Origin of the sequence: Glycomyces tenuis DSM 44171, assembly GCF_000427885.1 — a bacterium.
Classification (GTDB): domain Bacteria; phylum Actinomycetota; class Actinomycetes; order Mycobacteriales; family Micromonosporaceae; genus Glycomyces; species Glycomyces tenuis.
Genome location: NZ_ATYW01000020.1, coordinates 123,953 through 145,234, shown reverse-complemented (window position 1 = coordinate 145,234; position 21,282 = coordinate 123,953). Strand labels below are relative to the sequence as shown.

The 21,282-nt window shown below is 73.0% G+C and carries 18 protein-coding genes; 12 read left to right on the top strand and 6 right to left on the bottom strand.

The window, feature by feature from the left end; all coding sequences use genetic code 11:
* Window positions 1-122 precede the first annotated feature (122 nt).
* The 6 genes from YWW_RS31685 to YWW_RS0119615 are packed head-to-tail and all read left to right on the top strand — an operon-like array spanning window position 123 to window position 7,646.
* A complete protein-coding gene (locus YWW_RS31685) occupies window positions 123-2,303 on the top strand; it encodes a serine/threonine-protein kinase (RefSeq protein ID WP_051326063.1) in 2,181 nt (726 codons plus the stop codon).
* A gap of 22 nt (window positions 2,304-2,325) precedes the next feature.
* Complete coding sequence (locus YWW_RS0119635) at window positions 2,326-3,597, top strand: vWA domain-containing protein (RefSeq protein WP_026931445.1); 1,272 nt, start codon at window positions 2,326-2,328, stop codon at window positions 3,595-3,597.
* Window positions 3,594-4,133: an FHA domain-containing protein gene (locus tag YWW_RS36520; RefSeq protein ID WP_051326062.1), complete on the top strand. Its 540-nt coding sequence runs from the start codon at window positions 3,594-3,596 to the stop codon at window positions 4,131-4,133. Before YWW_RS0119635 ends, YWW_RS36520 begins: the two co-directional genes overlap by 4 nt.
* Window positions 4,130-5,524, top strand: coding sequence for a hypothetical protein (locus tag YWW_RS31675; protein ID WP_051326061.1), 1,395 nt, complete (start codon window positions 4,130-4,132; stop codon window positions 5,522-5,524). Before YWW_RS36520 ends, YWW_RS31675 begins: the two co-directional genes overlap by 4 nt.
* Window positions 5,525-5,538: 14 nt before the next feature.
* Window positions 5,539-6,369 (top strand): transporter substrate-binding domain-containing protein, encoded by an 831-nt coding sequence (locus YWW_RS0119620; RefSeq protein ID WP_051326060.1) that lies wholly within the window; start codon window positions 5,539-5,541, stop codon window positions 6,367-6,369.
* Window positions 6,366-7,646 (top strand): MFS transporter, encoded by a 1,281-nt coding sequence (locus YWW_RS0119615; RefSeq protein ID WP_026931443.1) that lies wholly within the window; start codon window positions 6,366-6,368, stop codon window positions 7,644-7,646. Before YWW_RS0119620 ends, YWW_RS0119615 begins: the two co-directional genes overlap by 4 nt.
* 10 nt (window positions 7,647-7,656) lie before the next feature.
* On the opposite strand, the gene YWW_RS0119610 is transcribed toward YWW_RS0119615, so the two are convergent.
* Together YWW_RS0119610 and YWW_RS0119605 are read right to left on the bottom strand one after the other, a co-directional pair.
* Window positions 7,657-8,919 (bottom strand): arginine deiminase, encoded by a 1,263-nt coding sequence (locus YWW_RS0119610; RefSeq protein WP_026931442.1) that lies wholly within the window; start codon window positions 8,917-8,919, stop codon window positions 7,657-7,659.
* A 31-nt stretch (window positions 8,920-8,950) separates the two neighbouring features.
* Window positions 8,951-10,390 (bottom strand): basic amino acid/polyamine antiporter, encoded by a 1,440-nt coding sequence (locus YWW_RS0119605; RefSeq protein WP_026931441.1) that lies wholly within the window; start codon window positions 10,388-10,390, stop codon window positions 8,951-8,953.
* Window positions 10,391-10,603: 213 nt separating this feature from the next.
* On the opposite strand from YWW_RS0119605, the gene YWW_RS0119600 reads away from it, so the two are divergent.
* Entirely contained in the window at window positions 10,604-11,251 is a 648-nt protein-coding gene (locus YWW_RS0119600) for a TetR/AcrR family transcriptional regulator (RefSeq protein ID WP_051326059.1), read from the top strand.
* A 10-nt stretch (window positions 11,252-11,261) separates the two neighbouring features.
* Here the strand turns inward: YWW_RS0119600 and YWW_RS0119595 are convergent, their stop codons facing one another.
* Genes YWW_RS0119595 through YWW_RS0119585 form a run of 3 tightly spaced genes read right to left on the bottom strand, consistent with a single transcriptional unit; the run spans window position 11,262 to window position 13,234 of the window.
* On the bottom strand, window positions 11,262-11,477 hold the full coding sequence (locus tag YWW_RS0119595; RefSeq protein WP_026931439.1) for a hypothetical protein: 216 nt from the start codon (window positions 11,475-11,477) through the stop codon (window positions 11,262-11,264).
* A gap of 27 nt (window positions 11,478-11,504) precedes the next feature.
* Complete coding sequence (locus YWW_RS0119590; protein ID WP_026931438.1) at window positions 11,505-12,263, bottom strand: ABC transporter permease; 759 nt, start codon at window positions 12,261-12,263, stop codon at window positions 11,505-11,507.
* Window positions 12,260-13,234: an ABC transporter ATP-binding protein gene (locus YWW_RS0119585; RefSeq protein WP_026931437.1), complete on the bottom strand. Its 975-nt coding sequence runs from the start codon at window positions 13,232-13,234 to the stop codon at window positions 12,260-12,262. The genes YWW_RS0119590 and YWW_RS0119585 overlap by 4 nt, the downstream gene beginning before the upstream one ends.
* A 124-nt stretch (window positions 13,235-13,358) precedes the next feature.
* Between YWW_RS0119585 and YWW_RS31670 the strand changes: the two genes are divergently transcribed.
* The 3 genes from YWW_RS31670 to YWW_RS0119570 are packed head-to-tail and all read left to right on the top strand — an operon-like array spanning window position 13,359 to window position 15,846.
* A complete protein-coding gene (locus YWW_RS31670; RefSeq protein WP_155830278.1) occupies window positions 13,359-14,510 on the top strand; it encodes a sensor histidine kinase in 1,152 nt (383 codons plus the stop codon).
* Entirely contained in the window at window positions 14,507-15,112 is a 606-nt protein-coding gene (locus YWW_RS0119575; RefSeq protein ID WP_026931436.1) for a response regulator transcription factor, read from the top strand. The genes YWW_RS31670 and YWW_RS0119575 overlap by 4 nt, the downstream gene beginning before the upstream one ends.
* Before the next feature lie 26 nt (window positions 15,113-15,138).
* On the top strand, window positions 15,139-15,846 hold the full coding sequence (locus YWW_RS0119570; RefSeq protein WP_051326057.1) for a cyclase family protein: 708 nt from the start codon (window positions 15,139-15,141) through the stop codon (window positions 15,844-15,846).
* On the opposite strand, the gene YWW_RS0119565 is transcribed toward YWW_RS0119570, so the two are convergent.
* Window positions 15,825-18,083, bottom strand: a complete 2,259-nt coding sequence (locus tag YWW_RS0119565) for an ATP-binding cassette domain-containing protein (RefSeq protein WP_026931434.1) — start codon at window positions 18,081-18,083, stop codon at window positions 15,825-15,827. The genes YWW_RS0119570 and YWW_RS0119565 overlap by 22 nt on opposite strands.
* A 62-nt stretch (window positions 18,084-18,145) precedes the next feature.
* On the opposite strand from YWW_RS0119565, the gene YWW_RS0119560 reads away from it, so the two are divergent.
* Together YWW_RS0119560 and YWW_RS0119555 are read left to right on the top strand one after the other, a co-directional pair.
* On the top strand, window positions 18,146-19,099 hold the full coding sequence (locus tag YWW_RS0119560; RefSeq protein WP_026931433.1) for a helix-turn-helix transcriptional regulator: 954 nt from the start codon (window positions 18,146-18,148) through the stop codon (window positions 19,097-19,099).
* Between the two features lie 245 nt (window positions 19,100-19,344).
* Window positions 19,345-20,985, top strand: a complete 1,641-nt coding sequence (locus YWW_RS0119555; protein WP_081687594.1) for a carbohydrate-binding protein — start codon at window positions 19,345-19,347, stop codon at window positions 20,983-20,985.
* Window positions 20,986-21,282: the final 297 nt, after the last annotated feature.

Here is a 21,282-nt window from a genome sequence, read left to right as displayed (position 1 = left end):
GGGGACGATGTCGGTAGGGTGGACAGTCACGGCGATCCCCAGCCCGCACCCCCGGAGTCGGCCATGCCCAACGCGACAGCTCGCCCGTTCCCGCCCCGCGTCCGTCCGAACGGGGCGACGCCGTGACCGGCGTCGTCTACTGCGCCCTGCCCAAGTGTCCCGGGGAGGGCAAGGGCGTCCTGGACGAGGAGGGCTTGTGCGAGGCGTGCGGGCGCTCGGCCGCCGACTACGTCGACGAGCCGCCCCCGGTGCCGGAGCAGCGGGCCCTGAGCGTAGAGCCCGCGCCCGTCGACGTCCACGTGCCCGGCCGGCTCGGCACCGGGCTCGCCGACGTCCCGAGCGCGCCGGTGAGCGACCCGACCTCGAACCTGCTCAGCGACCCCGTCGTGCCCGAGAGCCGCCGGTGGTGTCCGAACAGCCACGAGGTCGGGCGGTCCGCCGACGGGAGCCCCGCGCCGCTCAAGGGCCGCTGCCCCACCTGCGAGGCCGTCTACGACTTCACGCGCACGCTCGCCAGAGGCGAGCTCGTCGCCGGGCAGTACGAGGTCGAGGGCCTCATCGCGCACGGCGGGCTCGGCGGCGTCTACCTCGCCGTCGACCACCACCTGGAGAGCCGGGTGGTCCTCAAAGGACTCCTCGACCCGGCCAACCCGGCGGCGCTGCGCGCCGCCCGCGACGAGCGGCACTACCTCGTCGCCGTGAACCACCCCAACATCGTCGACATCCACAACTACGTCAAGCACCGCGACCGGAGCGACGGCGCCGAACACGACTACCTGGTCATGGAGTACGTCGGCGGCGTCGCCCTGAGCGACCTGAGCCATCCCGCCTGGGCCGGGGGCGCCACGATGCCCGCCCACTGGGCGATCCCGTTCGCTCTGGAGATCCTGTCCGCCTTCGACTACCTGCACTCGAACGGCATGGTCTACTGCGATCTCAAGCCGTCCAACGTCATCCAGTTCGGCAAGCGGCTCAAGCTCATCGACCTCGGCGCCATGCGGCGCATCGGCCGGACCGACGGCGACATCTGGCGCACCCCCGGCTACAGCGCGCCGGAGATCGGCCGGGCCCACCCGCCCGACGTCGCCTCGGACCTGTACACCGTCGGCCGGACCCTGGCCGTCCTCACACTCGGGTTCCGGCCCGCCGAGGCGAGCGGCGGGGAGACCCGCGAGGTCCCGCTGCCGCCGCGCCCGGCGGGCTTCAACGAGTCGCTGTACCTGCTGCTCCAGCGCGCCTGCGCCCGCGACCCCGCCGAGCGGTTCGACTCCGCCGCGGCCATGGCCGAGCAGCTGACCGGAGTGCTGCGGCAGATCCGCGCCGAACTCGACGGCCAGCCCTACCCGGCCGTGTCCGCCCGCTTCGGACTCGAGCGCGGCGCGCTCGCCAGCGCCCTGGCCGACTCGGCCGACACCGTCTTCGCCCGGCCCGGCGCCGAGGAGGCGCGCAGGGTGCTGCCCGTGCCGCAGGTGGCCGACCCGTCCGATCTCGCCGGTCCGGCCCTGGTCGGGCTGGCCCTCCAGCCCGCAGCGAGGACCCGGGAGCTCATCGAGGCGCTCCCGGCCACCCCGGAGGCGCGGCTGGCGCGGATCCGGCTCGCCGCCGAACTGGGCGCCCGCGACGCGGCGGCGCAGATCGAGCGGGCGCGCGGGGACTTCGGCGACGACTGGCGGCTCGACTGGTACCGGGGCGTCGCCGCACTCGGCGGCGCCCCCGCGGAAGCCGCCGAGCACTTCGCGGCGGTGCGGCGGCGCCTGCCGGGCGAGCTCGCGCCGATGCTGGCGCTGGCCGTGTGCGAGGAGTCGGCGGGGACGCCGCCTCGGCGGGCGGCCGAGCTGTACCGCACCGTCTGGCGCACCGACCGCAACCACACCAGCGCCGCCTTCGGGCTGGCCCGCACTTCGGACTCGGCCGTCGAGCGGGTGGCCGCGATGGCGGAGGTGCCGCATTCGTCGAGCCACTACCTCGACGCCCGGCAGGCGCTCATCGCCGAGCGCGTGCGCGGGAGGCCGGACCTGGAGGCGGTCGTCGCGGCGGGCGCCCACCTGGACGAGCTCGCCGGACTCGACGCCGCCCGGGCCGCCCTCATCGAGGCGGAGGTGTGGCGGGCCGCGCTCGCGGCCGTGGAAGCGGGGGCCGAGGATCCGGGGCGGAGCGTGCGGGGCGTGGCGCTGACCCGCAACGCGATCGGACAGGCCTACGAGGCGGTGCTGCGCCGCGTCTCGGCCGGCTGCGCCTCGCCGCTGACGCGCTGGGCGCTCGTCGGCGCGGCGAACCGGGCGCGGCCGAGGACCTGGCTGTGAAGCGCCGCAGAAGGAGGACGATTTGACCGAGCAGACCGGATTCGCGATCAGCGTGGCCCAGAACCCCTATCTGGCGCCGGAGGAGACGACGATGCACGCCGTCGTCACCGTCGGCTTCGCGCCCGCCGAGGACGTCGGTGCCGAGGTCGCCGAGATCATCGTCATCGACCGCTCGGGGTCGATGGCCGGCCCGAAGTTCACCGAGGCGAAACGGGCGGCGAAGGCCGCGCTCGGCGCCATCCGCGAGGACGCGCACTTCGCGCTCATCGCCGGGGGCACCGGCGCCACCGAGCTCTACCCCGGCGGCGGGCGTCTCGCGGCGGGGACCGAGGAGCACAAGCGGGCCGCCGCCGCGGCGGTCGACGCGATGAAGATCGGCAGCGCGACCTCGATAGGCACCTGGCTGCGGCGCGCCGCCGACATCGCATCGAGCCGGCCGGGCGCCATCGGCCACGTGCTGCTGCTGACCGACGGGCAGGTCAACCAGCATCCGGCCCGGTACGACGCGGACCTGGCCTACTGCGAGGGGAGGTTCACCTGCGACGCCGTCGGCATCGGGACCGGGTGGAACGCCGAGGAGCTCAGGCGGATCGCCCAGCTGTTCCACGGCACCCGCAACTACTGCAAGGACCTGCCCGACCTGGCCGAGTTCTTCACCCGGGCGACCGACCGGGCCATGGCCAGGGCCGTCGACGAGGTCGAACTGACCGTCAAGGGCCCCAAAGGCTTCGAGGTGACCGGGCTGTGGGAGGCGTTCCCGACCGAACGCGACCTCCTCCCCCGCGGGCGCGAGGCCGGCGCCAGGAGGCTCGCGTTCCCCTTGGGGGCCTGGGGCGCCGAGGAGCGCCAGTACCTGATCGAGGCGGCGTTCCCCGCCACCGGCGTGGATCTCGAGCGGCAGGCGAGGCTGGAGCTGGTCTGCCGGGAGCGGGCCGTCGCGGCCGGCTCGGTCCGGGCGATATGGACCGGCGACGCCGCCATGAGCAGCGCGTTCCATCCCGCGGTGGTCCACCACCGGACCCAGCTGACCGGGATCGCGCACATCCGCGAGGCCCTCGAACGGCTCCACCGGGCCCCGGAGGCCGCCACCCGGCTGCTCGTCACCGCGCTGGAGGGGGCCCGCGAGGTGGGCAACGCCGAGCAGGCCGAGCAGATCGAAAGGCTCCTCGACTTCGACGGCCGCGGCGGCGCCACCATCCGGGCCGGGATCACCCGCTCCGAGGAGCTCGAGGCGCACATGGTCACCGACCGCACCGTCCGCACCCCGACCTCGCTGGAGGAAGACACGCAATGAGCCACCGGTGCCCCAACGGCCACGACTCGTCCAACCCGATCAGGTGCAGCGTCTGCGGCGAAGTGCTCGTGGAGATGCCGGACTTCCGCACCCGCCGCAGCACCGAGCCGACGCTGTTCGAGGCGGTGATCGAGGCGGACCGGGCCTTCTACGACCGGCTCGGCAACGGCGTCGGCGGGGACGACCCGGTCCCGTTCCCGCCGCACGCGCCCAGGCGGGTCGTGCCGCTGGACCGCGACGTCGTCTACATCGGGCGGAGCGAGTCGGGCGATGCGGGCCCGCGCCCGCTCATCGACCTCGGGGAGGTCCCCGCCGCCGACCTCGGCGTCTCCCGGCGGATCCACGCGATCCTCAAACGCGACGGCGACAGCTGGACCGTCCACGACGTCGGCTCGGCCAACGGCACCCGCGTCGACGGGCAGAAGCTCGAACGCAACGTCGAGACGCGGCTCGAACCCGACTCGGTCATCCACATCGGCCTCTGGACCGCGATCACGGTGCGGGAGCGCTCCGCCGAGGACGGGGCGGGACGATGACGGCGCTCCGCGAACGCCCGGGGGGCCGGGGCCTGCCGGCCGGCGACGCCGCCGCCTTGGCGCGGCTCGGCGTCGAACCCGGCAGCGGCGGGCCGCAGACGCTGATCGCCCAGGCCACGGCGGTGGTCGCGGCCCTGGCGGCCATGTTCGGCGCGCTCTACTACGCCGTCAGCGCCGCAGAGGACGCGCTCGAGGTCATCGGCCACTCCTCAGGGCCGCAGGTCGTGGCCACCACCGAGCTGTACTACGCGCTCAGCGACGCCGACTCGCAGGTCGCCACCGCGCTGCTCGTCGGCGGCTCGGACCCCGACCGCGCCGAGGCCGCCATGGACCGCTACGAGCAGCGGCGCGGCGACATCGCCGCCGCGCTGCTCGAGGCCCACCGGCTCGCCGGCTCGGCCGAGGCCGAGCGGCGCACCATCGAGTCCGTCATGTCCCGGTGGGGCGAGTACCAGCAGCTCGCCGCCGTCGCGCTGCTGCTCGCGCGGGACGGCGGCTACGCCTCCGGGGGGCCGCCCGAGAACGTGCTGGAGGCCTACCGGGAGGCCGCCGAGCTCATGAGCGGCCGGATCCTCCCCCAGGCCTACAACCTCACCCTGGAGAACGCGACGATCGTCCGCGAGTCCTACGACGCCGCGTCCGGGCGCATCGACGCCGGACTGGTCGCGGTGGCCCTCACCGGGGTCGCCGCGCTCGCGCTCCTGGTGGCCCTCCAGGTCTTCCTGGCCCGCGGATTCCGGCGCGTGTTCAACCCCTCGCTCGTCGTCGCCACGGCCGTGGCCGTGCTGTACCTGTTCACCGGGCTCACCGTCCTCGACACCGAGCGCGAGGCGCTCGACGAGGCCAAACTGGACGGTTTCGACGCGGTGCTGTCGCTGGAGCGGGCACAGGCGATCTCCAACGGCCTCCACGCCGACCGGGTCAGGTTCCTGCTCGACGCGGGCGAGGCCGACGTCTACGAGCAGACCTACTTCGACAAGGCGCAGCAGCTGGTCTACCTCGAGGCGGTGAGCCTGCCGCGCTACCAGGACGCCCTGGCCGAGACCGGCCGGGGCGGGGAGCTCACCGGACTGGTCGGCGACGGCCTCGACGGCTCGGGCGAGAGCGAGCGTCTCGTCGAGGCGTACACCGCGCTCATCCTCGCCGACGCCGCGATGCGCGAGGAGGGCGGCGGCCCCTCCGAGCGGCTCGCGCTGGTCGAGGGCGCCCGCGCCGAGTACGAGGACGCGCTCGACGAGCTGTCGGACCGGCACCTCGAACGCTTCGAGTCGGCCGTCGCCGCGGGCGAGGACGCCATAGCCGGGTTCGCGTTCCTGCTCGTGGCCGCGATGGTCTCGCTGGGCGTGTTCACCTTCAGCGGCATCGCGCCGCGGCTGAGGGAGTACCGATGAGAGGACGGTGGAGCATGATCCGACGAGCCCTGGTCGCCCTGTGCGCCATGGCCATGGTGCCGCTGGCGGCCTGCGGCGGCGACGAGGAGGAGTCCATCCTCGACAAGGACACCCTGCGGATCGGCGTGCGGTACGGCCTGACGCTGCTCAGCGAGGAGGTCGACGGCGAGTTCGTCGGCTACGAGATCGACGTGGCGAACTACATCGCGGAGCAGCTGGGCAAGGACGTCGTCTTCGTCCCGATCGAGCTCGACGAACGCGAGCCGAAACTGCTGTCCGGGGAGATCGACCTCGCGATCGCGACCTACTCGATCACACAGGAGCGCAAGCAGAGCGTCGCCTTCGCCGGGCCGTACGTCATCGACCACTTCGACCTCCTGGTGCGCGCGGACAACGACGAGATCGCCACGCTCGACGACCTCGAGGGCGGGACGGTCTGCGAGGTCGAAGGCTCCAACGCGATCGACCGCCTCACCGAGGAGCACGGCGTCGACGCGGTCATCCGGAGCGTCGAGAGCTACGAGGAGTGCATGGGGCTGGTCGGCAGCGGCGAGGTCGACGCGATCGCCACCGACGAGCTCGGCCTCGCGGGCCTGGCGCTGGACGCCGACTTCGAGGCGAAGCTCGTCGGGGCGCGGTTCTCCCAGGAGCGCATCGGCGTCGGCATGCGGCCCGGCGACACCGCCGGGTGCGAAGCCGTCAACCGCGCCATCACCGAGATGTACCAGGACGGCCCCGACGGGTCGGCCAGCACCGCCGAGCTGCTCCTCGAGCAGTGGTTCGCCGGGACGGTCCTGGGCGACCTCTCGCGGTTCCCCATACCGCAGTTCGAGGGGTGCGAATGAGCACCGCCGCCGCCGCGGCCGCCACCGCCGCCGCTCCCCCGCGGAAGCGGACGCCGCGCGAGATCATCGGCGCCTGCGCGCTCGGGACCTCCCTGGAGTGGTACGACTTCTTCCTCTACGGCACCGCCGCCGCGCTGGTGTTCCGGCCGCTGTTCTTCCCCGGCTCCGATCCGGCCACCGGCACGCTGCTGGCCTTCGCCACCTACGGGGTCGGCTTCATCGCCCGCCCCATCGGCGGCATCGCCTTCGGCTACCTCGGCGACCGGGTGGGGCGCCGCAACGTCCTGGCCGTCACGCTCCTGGTCATGGGCATGTCGACCTTCCTCATCGGCATCCTGCCCACCCACGCCTCCATCGGCACCGCGGCGCCGGTGCTGCTGGTGGTCCTGCGGTTCGTGCAGGGCCTGAGCCTCGGCGGCGAGTGGGGCGGCGCGGTGCTGCTGTCGATGGAGCACTCCTCGCGGCGGCACTGGGGCCTGGCGGCGGCCTGGGTCCAGTTCGGCGTGCCCGCGGGGAACATCGCCGCCGTCGGCGTGCTCGCGTTCACGGGCCTGGTGCTCTCGGACGAGGCGTTCGCGACCTGGGGCTGGCGGCTGCCGTTCCTCGTCTCGGCCGCGCTCGCCCTGGTGGGCCTGTGGATCAGGCGCAACATCGCCGAATCGCCGATGTTCACGCACCAGAGGGAGCGCCCCGAGAACCCGCTCTCCGAGGTGTTCCGGACCCACCGGCGGGCCCTGACCGCCTCGTTCTGCGCCCGCATCGGCGTCGACGTGGCCTTCTACATCTTCACGCTCCACCTGCTGACGCATCTGGGCGACGAGGACGGCGTCGGCCTGGTGGCGGTCGTGGTCGGCTCGGCGGTCCAGCTCGTCCTCGTCCCGTGGTTCGGGCGCCTGTCGGATACCTTCGGACGCAAGGGCATCGCCGTCGCCGGGGCCGTCACGGCCGCGGTGTGGGCGTGGGTGTTCTTCCCGCTGCTGGACACAGGGAGGACGGGGGCCGTCATCGCCGCCGTCACGGTGGCGCTCATCGCGCACGCCGCCATGTACGGGCCGCAGGCCGCCTTCATCGCCGAGCTGTTCCCGACCAAGGTCCGCTACTCGGGCACCTCGTTGGGCTACCAGCTCGCGGGCATACCCGGCGGCGCCCTCGCCCCGATCATCGCGATCGTCCTGTTCGACTGGTTCGACTCCTCGGCGGCGATCTCGCTGTACACGACGGCGGCGCTGGCGGTCACCGTGATCGGCCTGGCGATCGCCCCGAAGCGTGACCTATGAAGGCCCGGCTTCAGTACTCGACGGGGTCGCGGACGATCGGGCAGGTCATGCAGTGCCCGCCGCCGCGGCCGCGGCCCAGTTCGGCGCCGACGATGGTGAGGACCTCGATCCCGGCCCGCCGCAGCAGCGCGTTCGTCTGGGTGTTGCGGTCGTAGGTCACCACGACGCCCGGTTCGATCGCGACGGCGTTGTTGCCCGAGTCCCACTGCTGGCGTTCGGAGGCGTAGAGGTCGCCGCCGGTCTCGATCACCCGCAGCCCGCGCAGGCCGAGGGCGGCGGCCACGACGTCCGTGAAGCGCTCGGAGCCGTGGTCGGTGAGGTGGATGCCGGGGACGGCCTCGGAGGGCCGCAACGTGAAGGCGTGGACGTCCGCCATGATCCTCGGGTAGAGCGTCACCGTCTCGCGGTCGGCGAAGGTGAAGACGGTGTCGAGGTGCATCGCCGCGCGGAGCTTCGGCATGCCGGCGACGATCACCCGCTCGGCGGCGCCCTGCTCGAACAGCGCCCGCGCCACCTGGGTGATGGCGTGGCGGGAGGTGCGCTCGCTCATGCCCATGAGCACGACGCCGCCGCCGACGGGCATGATGTCGCCGCCTTCGAAGGTGGCCTGCCCCCAGTCGACTTCCGGGTCGCCCCACCAGACGGTGGCGCCGGCGAAGTCGGGGTGGAAGCGGTAGACCGCCTTCATCAGCAGCGTCTCGTCGTGGCGCGCGGGCCAGTACAGCGGGTTGAGCGTGACGCCGCCGTAGAGCCAGCACGTGGTGTCGCGGGTGTAGAGCGTGTTCGGCAGGGGCGGCATGAGGTACTCGCGGGTGCCGGTCGACTCGCGGACGAGCGCGATGTAGCCGGGCCGCAGGTCCTCGGGGAGGTCGGCGGCGGCGAGGCCGCCGATGAGGTACTCGGCGAGCCGCCGCGGCGGCAGCGACTCCAGATAGGAGCGGGTGGCGTCGACCAGGCCGAGGCCGACCTGGCCCGGCACGATCTTGCGGTCGAGCAGCCAGTCGCGGGCCTCGGGGATCGCCACCGTCCGCTCGAGGACGTCGTGGAGCTCGACGACCTCGACGCCGCGGGCGCGGAGCAGCTCGACGAACTCGGCGTGGTCCTTCTGGGCGTTCTCCACCCACATGACGTCGTCGAACAGCAGGCTGTCGGCGTTGCTGGGGGTCAGGCGCCGGTGCGCCAGGCCGGGGGCGCACACCAGGACCTTGCGGAGCCTGCCGACCTCGGAGTGGACTCCGTAGGCGGCGGAGAGCGGCTTCTGGTCGGCGGTCATCGGTGCACTCCTCGGCTGTCGGTGGGTCGGTTCAGATGCTGATCCAGCCGGCCGCCAGGGCGACCACGCCGACGGCCGCGCCGGCGATCGAGACGGCCAGCAGCACGGCCTCGGCGGGGCTGAACAGGCGTCGGCCCTGCTCGCGGCGGGCCATGACGAACAGGACGGTGGCCGGGGCGTAGACGATCAGCGACACCAGGACGTATCGCAGACCGGCCGCGTAGAGCAGGAACGCGGTGTAGACGACGGCGAGGACGCTGATCGCGATCTCGCCGGAGGTGCCGCGGGGCGCGGCGGCGTCGCGGCCGGTGGCGACCTTGACCGCGAAGGCGGCGGCCAGGAGGAACGGGATGAGCGTCAGGGCGCTGGTCATGTTGAGCGCGAAGTTGAAGGCGTCCTCGGAGAAGAAGGTGACCACGAGGACGATCTGCGACAGGGCGGTGCTCATCACCAGGGCGGGGACGGGCACGTCGGCGGCGTTGGAGCGGCCGAGGAACCGCGGCATGTCGTCGTCCTTCGCGGCGACGAAGAGGACCTCGGCGGCCATGAGCGTCCACGCCAGGTAGGCGCCGAGGACCGAGACGATCAGCCCGACGCTGACGAACACGGTGCCCCAGGTGCCGACGGCGGCCTCGAGGACGCCCGCCATCGAGGGCTGGCGGAGCTCGGCGATCTCGTCCATCGGCATGATGCCGTAGGAGACGATCGTGACCGAGGCGAAGACCGCGAAGACGCTGAGGAAGCCGGTGACGGTGGCGCGCCCGACGTCGGAGCGGCGCTTGGCGTGCCGGGAGTAGACGCTGGCGCCCTCGACGCCGAGGAACACGAACACCGTGGCGAGCATGGTGCCCCGGACCTGGCTGAACAGCGATCCGGCGTAGTCGGCCCCGCCGAAGTTGTCGGCGAAGACGCCGGGATCGAAGTAGAACAGGGCCAGCAGGACGAACACGACGATGGGGATGACCTTGGCGACGGTGACGATCCGGTTGATCGCCGCGGCCTCCTTGACGCCGCGCTTGATGAGCAGGAAGAAGCCCCACAGGCCCACCGAGGAGACCGCCACGGCGAGGACCGTGTCGCCGTCGCCGAGGGCGGGGATCAGGGCGCCCGTGGTGGACATGATGAGGACCCAGTAGGTCACGTTGCCGACGCAGGCGCTGGCCCAGTACCCGAAGGCGGCGAAGAAGCCCGGGTACTCGCCGAAGCCGGCCTTGGCGTAGGCGTAGACGCCCGCGTCGAGGTCGGGGCGGCGCACGGCGAGCGACTGGAAGACGAACGCGAGCATGAGCATGCCGGTCCCGGCGATGGCCCAGGCGATGAGCGCGCCGGCGACGCCGGTCTCCTCGGCGAAGCGGGCGGGGAGGGAGAAGACGCCCGCGCCGACCATGGAGCCGACGACCATGGCGGTGAGCGTCCAGAAGGCCACCTTGGCGGCGGGAGCCGACTCGGCTGCGACTTCCGGCTTCGCCATGGCTCCCTCGCTGCTCGCCCGCCGGCGGGCAGGGTGTCCGCCGGTCCACGTTGGGCCGACTATATAGCCGGAGGCGGCGGCGCTCCCCGGTTTCGGCGAAGCGGCCCCCGGCGGGGGGCTCAGGCGCGTTCGGCGCCCACGCCGGAGGGCCTCGCGGCTCGACGGGTCCGCTCGGCGCCGGGCTCAGGTAGAGTGGTCATGCGCCCACTATCGATGGGCGATTGCCCGCTCATCGATCTGGGATCGCGGAGGAGACCCGTGGCACCGACTGGAATCGCCATTCGCGACGCGCGCGCGCAGCTGTTCGACGCCGCCGAGCGCATCCTGCTCCGGGACGGTCCGAGCGCGCTGACCAGCCGGGCGGTCACCGAGGAGGCGGGCGTCGCCAAGGGCGTCCTGCACCGGCACTTCGAGGACTTCGAGGACTTCCTCGCCGAGCTCGTGCACGACCGCGCGGGCCGGATGGACGCCGAGGCCGCCGCGCTGCGCGAGGCCGCCGGGACCGGCACCGTCGCAGGCAACCTCGCCGACGCGCTGACGGCCCTGTTCGGCTCGGTGGCCGTCGCGATGGTCGCCCTCGTGACCTTCCGGGACGAGCTGCGGCGCCGGCTGCGCCGCACCTGGCCGGCCGGCGTCCCGGTCCTGACCGAGGCCGTGGACGTCATCGCCTCGTACCTCACCGCCGAACGCGAACTGGGCCGCATCGCGGCCGACGCCGAGATCGACCTGCTCGCGCCGACGCTGATCGGCTCGGCGCACCTGCTCTTCGCCGACCGGCAGAGCGCCCCGCCGGAGCCCGAGGCCGTCCGCAGAGCGGTGGCCGCGGTCGTCGGCGGGGCGGTGCGCGAACCGGGAGCGTGAACGGGCGGGTTCACCGCCGCCTGTTGCGGGCGGCGATGATCGCGATGCGCACACCGAACCAGACGACGGCGGCCCCGCCGACCACGAGCTTCAACGGGCTGGACCCGGTGAAGTAGACGATCGCCGCTATCACGGCGAGCACCGGGACGGCCACCGCCACTTCGGTGCCGACGCGCGAGGGCAGTCGGCCGGTCATCACCGAATCGAGGTATTCGCTGTCGGACATGTCGGTCCCTCCTTCCAACGTGGGTGTTCAGGCTCGGGGCTGCCAGCGGAAGAGCTTGACGGCGACGACGCACGCCGCCGCCGCGACGGCCAGCGCCGCGCCGCCGGGGAGCGCGACGGCCTCGGCGAAGCCGCGGCCGGCCGTGCCGTCCCAGGCCGTGCGGGTCAGGTCGGTGACGGCCCCGGCGGGGACGAGGAGGTGGGCGAGCCCGACCCCGCCGGGCTCCTGCATGAGCGTCCAGCCGATGCCGATCATGAGCGCGAGCATCCCCGGGATCACCGTCACCTGCGCGGCCTCGGGGTTCTTGGTGAACGAGGCGGTCAGGAAGCCGAGCGCGGCGTTCAGGACCGTGCCGATCACGAACGCCAGTGCGAGCAGATCAGGGCGTGAGGGCACGGTGCCGGTCTGCCAGCCGAGGAACACCAGCAGGATCAGCGTCTGCATCAGCGAGAGCGCCACGGAGGGCGCGGCCAGCCCGGCCACGACCGAGGCGGTGGACGCCGGCGAGGTGCGCAGGCGCTTGAGGTAGCGCTGCTGGCGCCGCGAGGCGAGGGTCATGGTGACGGCGAAGAAGACGCCGAACATCTGGACGAAGCCCATCTGGATGGCGGCGACGGCGCCGACGCCGCCGGCGAGGAGCCTGTCGTCGGACCGGCTCAAGGCGAAGCCGATGAGGAGCGGGAGGACCGCGGCGGTGATGAGGACGGTGCGGTTGCGGGCGATCAGGCGGGACTCGGCGATGCCGAGCGTCCACCACAGGGGCGCGTGCTGGGTCGTGGCGTTCATCGTCGGTCCTTGTCGTCTTCGAGCTCGGCGAAGATCTCGTCGAGCGTGGCGGGAGCGGCCTTGAGGCCGCCGAGGGTGATCTGGCGCCAGTCGGCCCAGGTGAGCAGGCGGTGGAGGTCGGCCTGGAGTTCGGGGGTGCGCACGCGCAGTTCGCCCGCGGCGCAGCGGATCTCGCCGGCGAGGGCCGGGAGGTCCCTGGCGTCGATCGCCTCGTCCAACCGCGCGGTGATGAGCGCGCCGTGCGAGGCGACGACCTCCTCGACGGTGCCGAAGCGGACGATCCGGCCCTTGTCCATGATGGCGACGTGGTCGGCCAGTTCGGCAGCCTCGTCGAGGTAGTGCGTGGTCAGCAGGACCGTGGTGCCGCCCGCGGTGAGCTCCCGCAGGATCGCCCAGGTGCCGCGGCGGGACTTCGGGTCGAGGCCGGTGGTGGGCTCGTCGGCGAACAGCACCCGCGGCCGGGTGCCGATCGCCAGCGCCAGGTCGAGGCGGCGGCGCTCGCCGCCCGAGAGGGCGACGACGCGCGTGCCCGAGCGGTGGGCGAGCCCGACCCGGTCGATCAGTCCGCCCACGCCCTCGTCGGGGGCGAGGCGGTGGAGCTCGGTCCACAGCCGGACGGTCTCGGTCACGGTCAGGTCCTCGGCGAAACCGGTCTCCTGGCCGATCACCGAGACCTGGCCGGCCTGGGCCCGGCGGTGCCGCCAGGGGTCGCGCCCGAGGACGCGGGCTCGGCCGGAGGCGGGGCGCCGGAGCCCTTGGAGCGTCTCGATCGTGGTCGTCTTGCCCGCGCCGTTGGTGCCGAGGAGCGCGAACAGCTCCCCCGGCGCGACGGCGAAGGAGACGCCCTCGACCGCGGTGAAGGAGCCGTAGCGACAGGTCAGGTCGAGGACGTCGACGGCCGCGTCCGAGGGGGCGAGGCCGCCGAGGTCGGAGTCCGGCTCGGCGCCGGGTGTCGCATGTGTTCGCATCATGCGCTCAACGATCCGAGATCGGGGCGGGCCCCGGTAGTGCCGAATCCGCATCGAAGCCGCTGGAAATGTACGCGATCCGGCTTGACATTTGTCACTTCGGCGGTGGCGGTGGTTCAATCACGACGTGCTGAGCCACTTCGAGCCGCCGGTGCGGGATCTGCACCGGCTCCGCCGATACACCTTCTGGACGATCGCGGGCTGCGGTCCCTTCGCGCTGTTCATCGCCCTGTCGTTCCTGGCCGCCTCGGAGCTGCCCGGCCCGCGCCTGGCGGCGGCCGTGGTCGCGGCCGCCGCCGTGACCGCGGTGAGCACCGCCGCGCTGGTGGTGTTCATGCGGGACGGAAGCGAGCGAGCGCAGCGGCTGCTGAGCTGGACGGGCCTGGCGGCCTTGGTCGCCGGTCTCGCCCTCGCCTACGACGGCGAGGTCAGCGCCGCTTGGGTGGCTCCGGCCGGGCTGCTGGCCTCCGTCCCGGTCCTGCGGGCCCGCCCCGGCCTCCGCTGGAAGCTCGCGCTGTACGGCACCGTGGCGGTGTTCGTCGTCGCGGTGGGCCTGACGTGGACGGGACTGGCCGACCGCACCCTGCCCATCATGTCCCTCATGATCTTCCCGGCCGTGGTGCTCGGCGTGGTCTGCCAGTGGTGGAACTACGCCGTGGCACTCGAACTCGAGCACAGCCGGGGCCTGGCCGCCGAGCTGGCGGTGGCCGAGGAGCGGCTGCGCTTCGCCGCCGAGCTCCACGACATCAACGGCGGCCACCTCCAGGCGATCGTCCTCAAGGCGCAGCTGGCGCGACGCCTCGTCGAGGTCAGGCCCGCCGACGCGGTGCGCGAGCTGGAGGCCATCGAGGAGCTGTCCCGGGCCACGCTGGGGGACACGCGCGCCGTCGTCGGCGGCTACCGGCAGGTCTCGCTGGCCGACGAGATCGCCTCCGCCGCGAGGATCCTGGACTCGGCCGGAATCCACGCCACCGTCGACGCCGACGTACCCGAACTGGGGCCCGAACGCCAGCGGCTGCTGGGGCTCCTGGTCCGGGAGGGCACGACGAACCTGCTGCGCCACGCCGAGGCGACCGAGGCGACGCTGCGCGTGGAGGCCGAGGGCGGCGCGGCGACCGTCGCGATCACCAACGACGGGGCCGGCGAGGAGAGCGGCAGCGGCAACGGCCTGGCCATGCTCGCCGAGCGCTTCACGGCCGCGGGCGGCGCGGTCGAGCACGCCCGCGAGGGCGGGCGCTTCGTCCTGACCGGATCGCTGCCGCTGGAGGCCGGGGCATGATCAGACTGCTCATCGCCGACGACGAGACCCTCATCCGCGAGGCCCTGGCCTCGCTGCTCGACCTCGAGGCGGACATGGCCGTCGTCGCCCAGGCCGACAACGGCGAGGCCGCCGCCGAGCTCGCCGGACGCCACGCGCCGGACATCGCGATCCTCGACTTGGAGATGCCGCCGCGCGACGGCCTGTGGGCGGCCGGCCAGATCCTCTCGGCGGCCAAGGGGCCCAAGGTCATCCTCGTGACGCGCCACGCCAGGCCGGGGATCCTGCGGCGGGCGCTGGCGGCGGGCGTCTCGGGCTTCGTGCCCAAGACGGCGCCGGTGGACCAGCTGGCCCGCGTCATCCGCGACGTCAGCGCCGGTAAGCGCTACATCGACCCCGAGATCGCCGCCTCGGCGCTCACCGAGGACGCCTCGCCGCTGACGGATCGGGAGCTCGAACTGCTGCGGGCCACGCGCGGCGGCGGCACGATCGACGAGATCGCCGCCGAGCTGCACCTCGCGCCGGGAACGGTCCGGAACTACCTGTCCACCGCGATGCGGAAGCTCGGCAAGCGCACCCGCCACGCCGCCGCCCAGCACGCCTGGGAGCAGGGCTGGATCTGAGCGCGGCGGGCGCTACGGTGTGAACGATGACCGAACACCGCGCCTCCGATCCGAACCGCCCGGCCGACGGGCGGCGGCTCGTCGAGCTCAGCCACGCGATCACCGCGGGCATGACGACCTATCCGGGCCTGCCGGGCCCGGAGATCACCCCGCATCTGACCCGCGAGGACTCGCGCGGGCACTACGCGCCCGGCACCGAGTTCGCCATCGACCGCATCAGCATGGTCGGCAACACCGGCACCTACGTCGACAGCCCGTTCCACCGCTACGCCGACGGCGCGGACCTCGCCGAGCTGGATCTGTCCAAAGTGGCGGACCTGCCGGTGGTCCTGGTCGACCTGACCGGGAGCGGGAGCAGAGCCGCCACGCCGGAGGACCTGGCTCCGTACGAGGTGTCGGGGCGGGCCGTGCTGCTGCGCACCGGCTGGGACCGCCATTGGGGCACGGACGGGTACCTGTCCGCCGAGGCGCCGTATCTCGACGGCCCCGGGGCGCGGACGCTGGCGGACGCCGGGGCGGCGCTGGTCGGCATCGACAGCGTCAACATCGACGACACCTCCGGCGACGAGCGGCCCGCGCACTCGATCCTGCTCGCCGCGGGCATCCCGGTGCTGGAGCACCTGACCGGCCTCGACCGGCTCCCGCGCAGCGGCGCCCGGCTCCACGCCGCGCCGCCCGCGGTGCGCGGCCTCGGCACCTTCCCGGTCCGGGCCTACGCCGTCGTCGGCGGCTGACGCCGGGCGGCGCCCCACAGGGCCTCGGCGGTGGCGGTGCCGCTCAGGTGCGCCACCGGCCCTTCGTAGAGCACCCGCCCGCCGTGCCTGCCGGGCCCGGGGCCGAGGTCGACGAGCCAGTCCGCGCGGCGGATCACGTCGAGGTCGTGCTCGATGACCACGACGGTGTGGCCTTGGTCGACCAGCCGGTCGAGGACGCCGACGAGCGTGTCGACGTCGCTCAGGTGCAGCCCGGTCGTGGGCTCGTCGAGGACGTACAGGGACGGCTCGGCGGCGTCGCGCAGTTCCTTGGCGATCTTGACGCGCTGGCACTCCCCGCCCGAGAGCGTCGTCAGCGGCTGGCCGAGGCGGAGGTAGCCGAGCCCCACCCGTTCGAGGTGGTGCAGCGCCTTGCGGATCGCCGGGTCGGGCAGGCGCCGGAGGGCGTCGGCGATGGTCAGCTCGTCGACGTCGGCTATCGACAGGCCGTCGACGCGGTGGCGGAGCACCTCGTCGGTGAAGCGCCTGCCTTCGCACGCTTCGCAGACGGTCTCCCGGCCGTCCATGAAGGCCAGGTCGGTGTAGATGACGCCGAGGCCCTCGCACTCGGGGCAGGCGCCCTCGGAGTTGGCGCTGAAGTGCTTGGCGGGCAGGCCGCTCCGCCCGGCGAAGAGCTTGCGGACCGCGGCGGCCACGCCGGTGTACGTCAGGGGCGTGGAGCGGCGGTTGGCCCCGACTGGCCTCTGGTCGATCACGACGGCGCCGTGCTGCTCGACCAGCTCCGCGGCGAGGCTGGACTTGCCCGATCCGGCGACGCCGGTGAGAACGGTGAGGACCTCGGCGGGGATGCCGACGGTCACCTGCCGGAGGTTGTTGCGGACGGCGTCCTTCACCGTGATCACGCCGGCGGGCTCGCGCGGCTCGGCCTTGGCCGGTGTCCGCCGCGCGAGGGCCGCCGCGGTCGGGGTGCGGGCCGTCCGCAGCTCGTCGAAGGCGCCCTGGAAGACCAGCCGTCCGCCGTCGGCGCCGGCGCCCGGGCCGATCTCGACGATCTGGTCGGCGACGGCCATGACGGCGGGGTCGTGTTCGACGACGAGGACGGTGTTGCCCTTGTCGCGCAGCTGCTCCAGCAGGGCGGTCATGGAGGCGACGTCGTGCGGATGGAGGCCGACCGTGGGCTCGTCGAAGACGTACAGCATCTCGACCAGGCTGCTCCCGAGGTGCCTGACGGTCTTGATCCGCTGCGACTCGCCGCCGGACAGGCTGGTGGTGGCCCGGCCCAGGTGGAGGTACCCGAGCCCGATGGTGACCATGGCCCGCAGCCGCTCGACGAGGGCGGCCGCGACGGGCGCGACGGCCGGCTCGTCCACCCGCTCCACCAGGGCGGCGAGCTCGGTGATCTCCATGCGGGCCAGTTCGCCGATGGTGCGCCCGAGGACCGTGGCGGTGCGGGCGGGCCCGTTCAGGCGCTCGCCGCCGCACTCGGGGCAGGTCTCGGAGCGGGTGAACCGGGCGATGGTCTCCCGCTTGCGGTCGGACAGGTCGTCGGCGGTGTGCAGGTGGATCCGCTCGAACCGCTCCACCACGCCCTCGTAGTCGGCGGGCGGGCGGGTGCCGAGCCGGGCGGCGTGCTCGCCGCCGTAGAGCAGCGCCAGCCGCTCGTCCTTGGTCCACTCGCGCAGCGGGGTCTCGGGGGCGAAGCTGCCGATGTCGGCGTACCGGGAGTGCCAGTAGCCGCCGCTGCCGAAGCCGGGCACCAGGATCGCCCCTTCGGCGAGGGACCGGTCCAGGTCCAGGAAGCGGTCGACGGCGCTCACCACGACCTCGCCGAGCCCGGAGCAGGCGGGGCACATGCCGGCCGGGTCGTTGAACGAGAACCGGTTCGACTCCCCCACGTGGGGCGAGCCGATCCGCGAGAACAGCAGCCGGAGATAGGTCCACGCGTCGGTGACGGTGCCGACGGTGGACCTGGCGTTCCCGCCGATCCGGCGCTGGTCGACGAGCACGACGGGCGAGAGCCCGCCGATCTCGTCCACCTCCGGCCGGGTCCATTTGGGCAGGCGGTTCCGGGCGAACGGGGGGAAGGTCTCGTTCAACTGGTGGCCGGCCTCGGCGGCGATCGTGTCGAACACCAGTGACGACTTGCCCGAGCCGGACACGCCGACGAGCACGGTGAGGCCGCCGCGCGGGAGGTCCACGTCCACGGACTTCAGGTTGTTGGTGCGGGCGCCTCGGATGCGGATCGTTCGTTCGCTCATACGACCGAGGCTATGAGCGGATGCGGCCGGTTCCCGGCCGCGATATGGGCCAGACTGGGGCCATGGCGGATGTCACCGGGCGGGCCCTGTCGCTGCTGGCCATGCTCCAGACCGGGCGGTCGTTCAGCGGCGAGGAGCTCGCCGAGCGGCTCGGCGTCAGCCCCAGGACGCTGCGGCGCGACGTCGACCGCCTCCGCGGCTACGGCTACCCCGTGGCGACCCGGCCGGGGCCCGGCGGCCACTACCGGCTCACGGCCGGCACGGCCATGCCGCCGCTCATGCTCGGCGACGACGAGGCGATCGCGGTCCTGCTCGGGCTGGCCGCCCTCGCGGCCACCGGCAGCGCGGCCGAGGGGAGTCTGGACGACGCGGCGACCCGGGCCTACGGCAAGGTCGAGCAGTACCTGCCGAAGCGCCTGCGCCACCGGGCGGCGCGGCTGCGGGCGAGCCTGGAGACCGAGGCCCCGCCCGCGCCGAGCACCGGCGCCGCGGACCTGGGGACGCTGGCCGAGGCCATCGGGCAGCGGCGGGCGGTCGCCTTCGACTACGAGCGCAAGGACGGCGCGGTCTCGCGGCGGCGCGTCGAACCGCACCGGCAGGTGCACCGCCATCTGCGGTGGTACCTGCTCGGCTGGGACACCGGGCGGGGCGACTGGCGGCTGTACCGCGTCGACCGGATCGGCGGCCTGACGATGACGAACGACGTCTTCGCCCCGCGGCCCCTGCCCGCCGCGACCGCCGTCGACTACCTCGACCAGGGGATCAACCGGGGCCGCGAGCGCGTCGTGCTCACGGTGGAGGCGCCCGCGGCGGCCGTGGCCGACGCGTTCAGGTACGAGGACGTCGAGCTCCATCCCTTGGGCGAGCGGCGGACCAGGGCCACGCTGATGCTCGACACGTGGGAATGGCTGCTCACCGGTCTGGCCTTTCTGGACGCCGAGGTGACCGTCGAGGAGCCGCCCGCCTTCCGGGCCGCGCTCGCGGCCTTCGGGGTCCGCCTCAGCGGCGAACGGTGACGACACAGAGGACATTTCAGGCGGAGTCGGACGTTCAAGCGTTTGCAACAACTGGCGCCACCGCCGTCAGCCGAATGCTCACGCGAGAGCGAAACGGCCGCTCCGACGGTCGGATGGCCACTCCTCGTGCCCGATATTGAAAGCAATCGGTTGCACATCGGACCTTGACATTGAGAAAGCCCTTTCCATAGACTCGGAAGATCCATCAACGTTTCTATGTATTTCGATACGAGAGAAGGAACGACATGTCCCGAAGAAGAAAGGTGCGCGTGGCCTCGGTGGCCGGCCTGACCGGCCTGGTCGCCGCCGCGGCGACGATGGTCGCGATGAACACCGCCCACGCCCAGGAGACCCGCTACGAGGCCGAGGACTCCTCGGTCGAGTGCGGCGGCGAGATCGAGTCCGAGCACGCCGGGTTCTCCGGCAGCGGCTTCTGCAACTCGGAGAACGAGGAAGGCGCGTGGGCCCGGTTCACCGTCGAGGCCGACGCGGCCGGGACGGCCACCCTTGGCATCCGGTACGCCAACGGCGGCGGAGGCGACCGGCCCGCCGAGGTGGCGGTCAACGACGCCACCGCGGCCTCGGCCGCGTTCGAGGACACCGGCGCGTGGACGAACTGGGTCACCGAGCTCGTGGAGGTGGAGCTGGACGCGGGGACCAACACGATCGAGTTCACCGCCACCGCCGGGGAGGGCCTGCCCAACCTCGACTACGTGGACGTGACCACCGACGGCACCCCGCCGGACGACACCACCACGCCGCCGGACGACCCGACGACGCCCGACGACCCGACCGACCCGCCCACCGGCGACGAGCTGTACGTGGCGCCGGACGGCACCGACGGCGCCTCCGGCACCGAGTCGGACCCGACGACGCTGGTCTCGGCGATCGGCCGCATCGAGCCGGGCGGGACGATCTACCTGAAGGGCGGGACCTACGACTTCTCCGAGACGGTCCACATCGAGCCGGGCAACGACGGCACCTCCTCGGACCGCACCGAGCTGTTCGCCTACCCGGGCGAGACGCCGGTGCTGGACTTCTCGGGCCAGAGCGAGGACTCGGCCAACCGCGGCATCGCCATGGGCGGCGACTGGTGGCACTTCTACGGCCTCATCGTCGAGAACGCCGGCGACAACGGGATCCTCCTGGGCGGCAACCACAACATCATCGAGCGGGTCGTCACGCGGCACAACGCCGACACGGGCCTCCAGATCGCGCGGTACACCGCCGGGGCGCCCGAAGAGGAGTGGCCCTCGCACAACCTCGTGGTGAGCTCGGAGTCGCACGACAACGTCGACTCCGACGGCGAGGACGCCGACGGCTTCGCCGCGAAGCTGACCTCCGGTCCCGGTAACGTCTTCCGCAACACCGTGGCGCACAACAACATCGATGACGGCTGGGACCTGTACACCAAGGACGACACGGGCCCGATCGGCGAGGTGCTGATCGAGAACTCCCTGGCGTACGAGAACGGGACGCTCTCGAACGGCGGCCAGGCCGGCAACGGCGACCGCAACGGCTTCAAGCTCGGCGGCGAGGACATCGCGGTCGACCACACCGTGACCAACAGCATCGCCTACGACAACGGCAAGCACGGGTTCACCTACAACTCGAACCCCGGGTCGATGACGATCACCGGCAACGCCAGCATCGGCAACGCCGAGCGCAACTTCAACTTCGACGGCGGCTCCTCGACCTTCCGCGACAACACCTCGTGCGACTCGGGCGACGAGGACCGGATCATCGGCGACGACGCCGGAGGGAACCAGTGGTGGGAGGGCTCGAACGGCTCCCGCTGCTCGGAGTACTCCGGCTCGCTGGACTGGTCCTTCGCCTCGGACGGCAGCCTCGTCGTGACCTTCGGCGGCACCCAGGTGCTGCCGTAGCCGACCCGGAAGGCACCGCGCGGACGCCGCCTCGGGCGTCCGGACCGTGACCGAGGGAGTGCCCGGTGGGCTCGGGCCGCATGGCGCCCGGCCCACCGGACGCCCTTGCGCCGCCGGCGGTCTCGTCCAGCGATCCAGTGGTGCCGCGCTTCGACCGGCGGCGTCGGCCGGTCCCTCCGCAGCGACGGGAGGGGCCGGCCGGGCTCCTCACCGGCGGCGCGGTGCTCGGCGGTGGCCGCCGGGCGCCGCGCCGCCGCCTTCAAGGCATCGATGCGCGTCGCATTCCGAACAAATTTT

What these genes read in the sequence shown, in the direction of transcription:
- YWW_RS0119620 (WP_051326060.1), top strand. Translation starts at nt 5,539, where the DNA reads ATGATCCGACGAGCCCTGGTCGCCCTGTGCGCCATGGCCATGGTGCCG.
- YWW_RS31675 (WP_051326061.1), top strand. Translation starts at nt 4,130, where the DNA reads ATGACGGCGCTCCGCGAACGCCCGGGGGGCCGGGGCCTGCCGGCCGGC.
- YWW_RS0119575 (WP_026931436.1), top strand. Translation starts at nt 14,507, where the DNA reads ATGATCAGACTGCTCATCGCCGACGACGAGACCCTCATCCGCGAGGCC.
- YWW_RS0119570 (WP_051326057.1), top strand. Translation starts at nt 15,139, where the DNA reads ATGACCGAACACCGCGCCTCCGATCCGAACCGCCCGGCCGACGGGCGG.
- YWW_RS0119615 (WP_026931443.1), top strand. Translation starts at nt 6,366, where the DNA reads ATGAGCACCGCCGCCGCCGCGGCCGCCACCGCCGCCGCTCCCCCGCGG.
- YWW_RS0119585 (WP_026931437.1), bottom strand. Translation starts at nt 13,234, where the DNA reads ATGATGCGAACACATGCGACACCCGGCGCCGAGCCGGACTCCGACCTC.
- YWW_RS0119605 (WP_026931441.1), bottom strand. Translation starts at nt 10,390, where the DNA reads ATGGCGAAGCCGGAAGTCGCAGCCGAGTCGGCTCCCGCCGCCAAGGTG.
- YWW_RS36520 (WP_051326062.1), top strand. Translation starts at nt 3,594, where the DNA reads ATGAGCCACCGGTGCCCCAACGGCCACGACTCGTCCAACCCGATCAGG.
- YWW_RS0119595 (WP_026931439.1), bottom strand. Translation starts at nt 11,477, where the DNA reads ATGTCCGACAGCGAATACCTCGATTCGGTGATGACCGGCCGACTGCCC.
- YWW_RS0119560 (WP_026931433.1), top strand. Translation starts at nt 18,146, where the DNA reads ATGGCGGATGTCACCGGGCGGGCCCTGTCGCTGCTGGCCATGCTCCAG.
- YWW_RS0119600 (WP_051326059.1), top strand. Translation starts at nt 10,604, where the DNA reads ATGGGCGATTGCCCGCTCATCGATCTGGGATCGCGGAGGAGACCCGTG.
- YWW_RS0119555 (WP_081687594.1), top strand. Translation starts at nt 19,345, where the DNA reads ATGTCCCGAAGAAGAAAGGTGCGCGTGGCCTCGGTGGCCGGCCTGACC.
- YWW_RS0119565 (WP_026931434.1), bottom strand. Translation starts at nt 18,083, where the DNA reads ATGAGCGAACGAACGATCCGCATCCGAGGCGCCCGCACCAACAACCTG.
- YWW_RS0119610 (WP_026931442.1), bottom strand. Translation starts at nt 8,919, where the DNA reads ATGACCGCCGACCAGAAGCCGCTCTCCGCCGCCTACGGAGTCCACTCC.
- YWW_RS0119590 (WP_026931438.1), bottom strand. Translation starts at nt 12,263, where the DNA reads ATGAACGCCACGACCCAGCACGCGCCCCTGTGGTGGACGCTCGGCATC.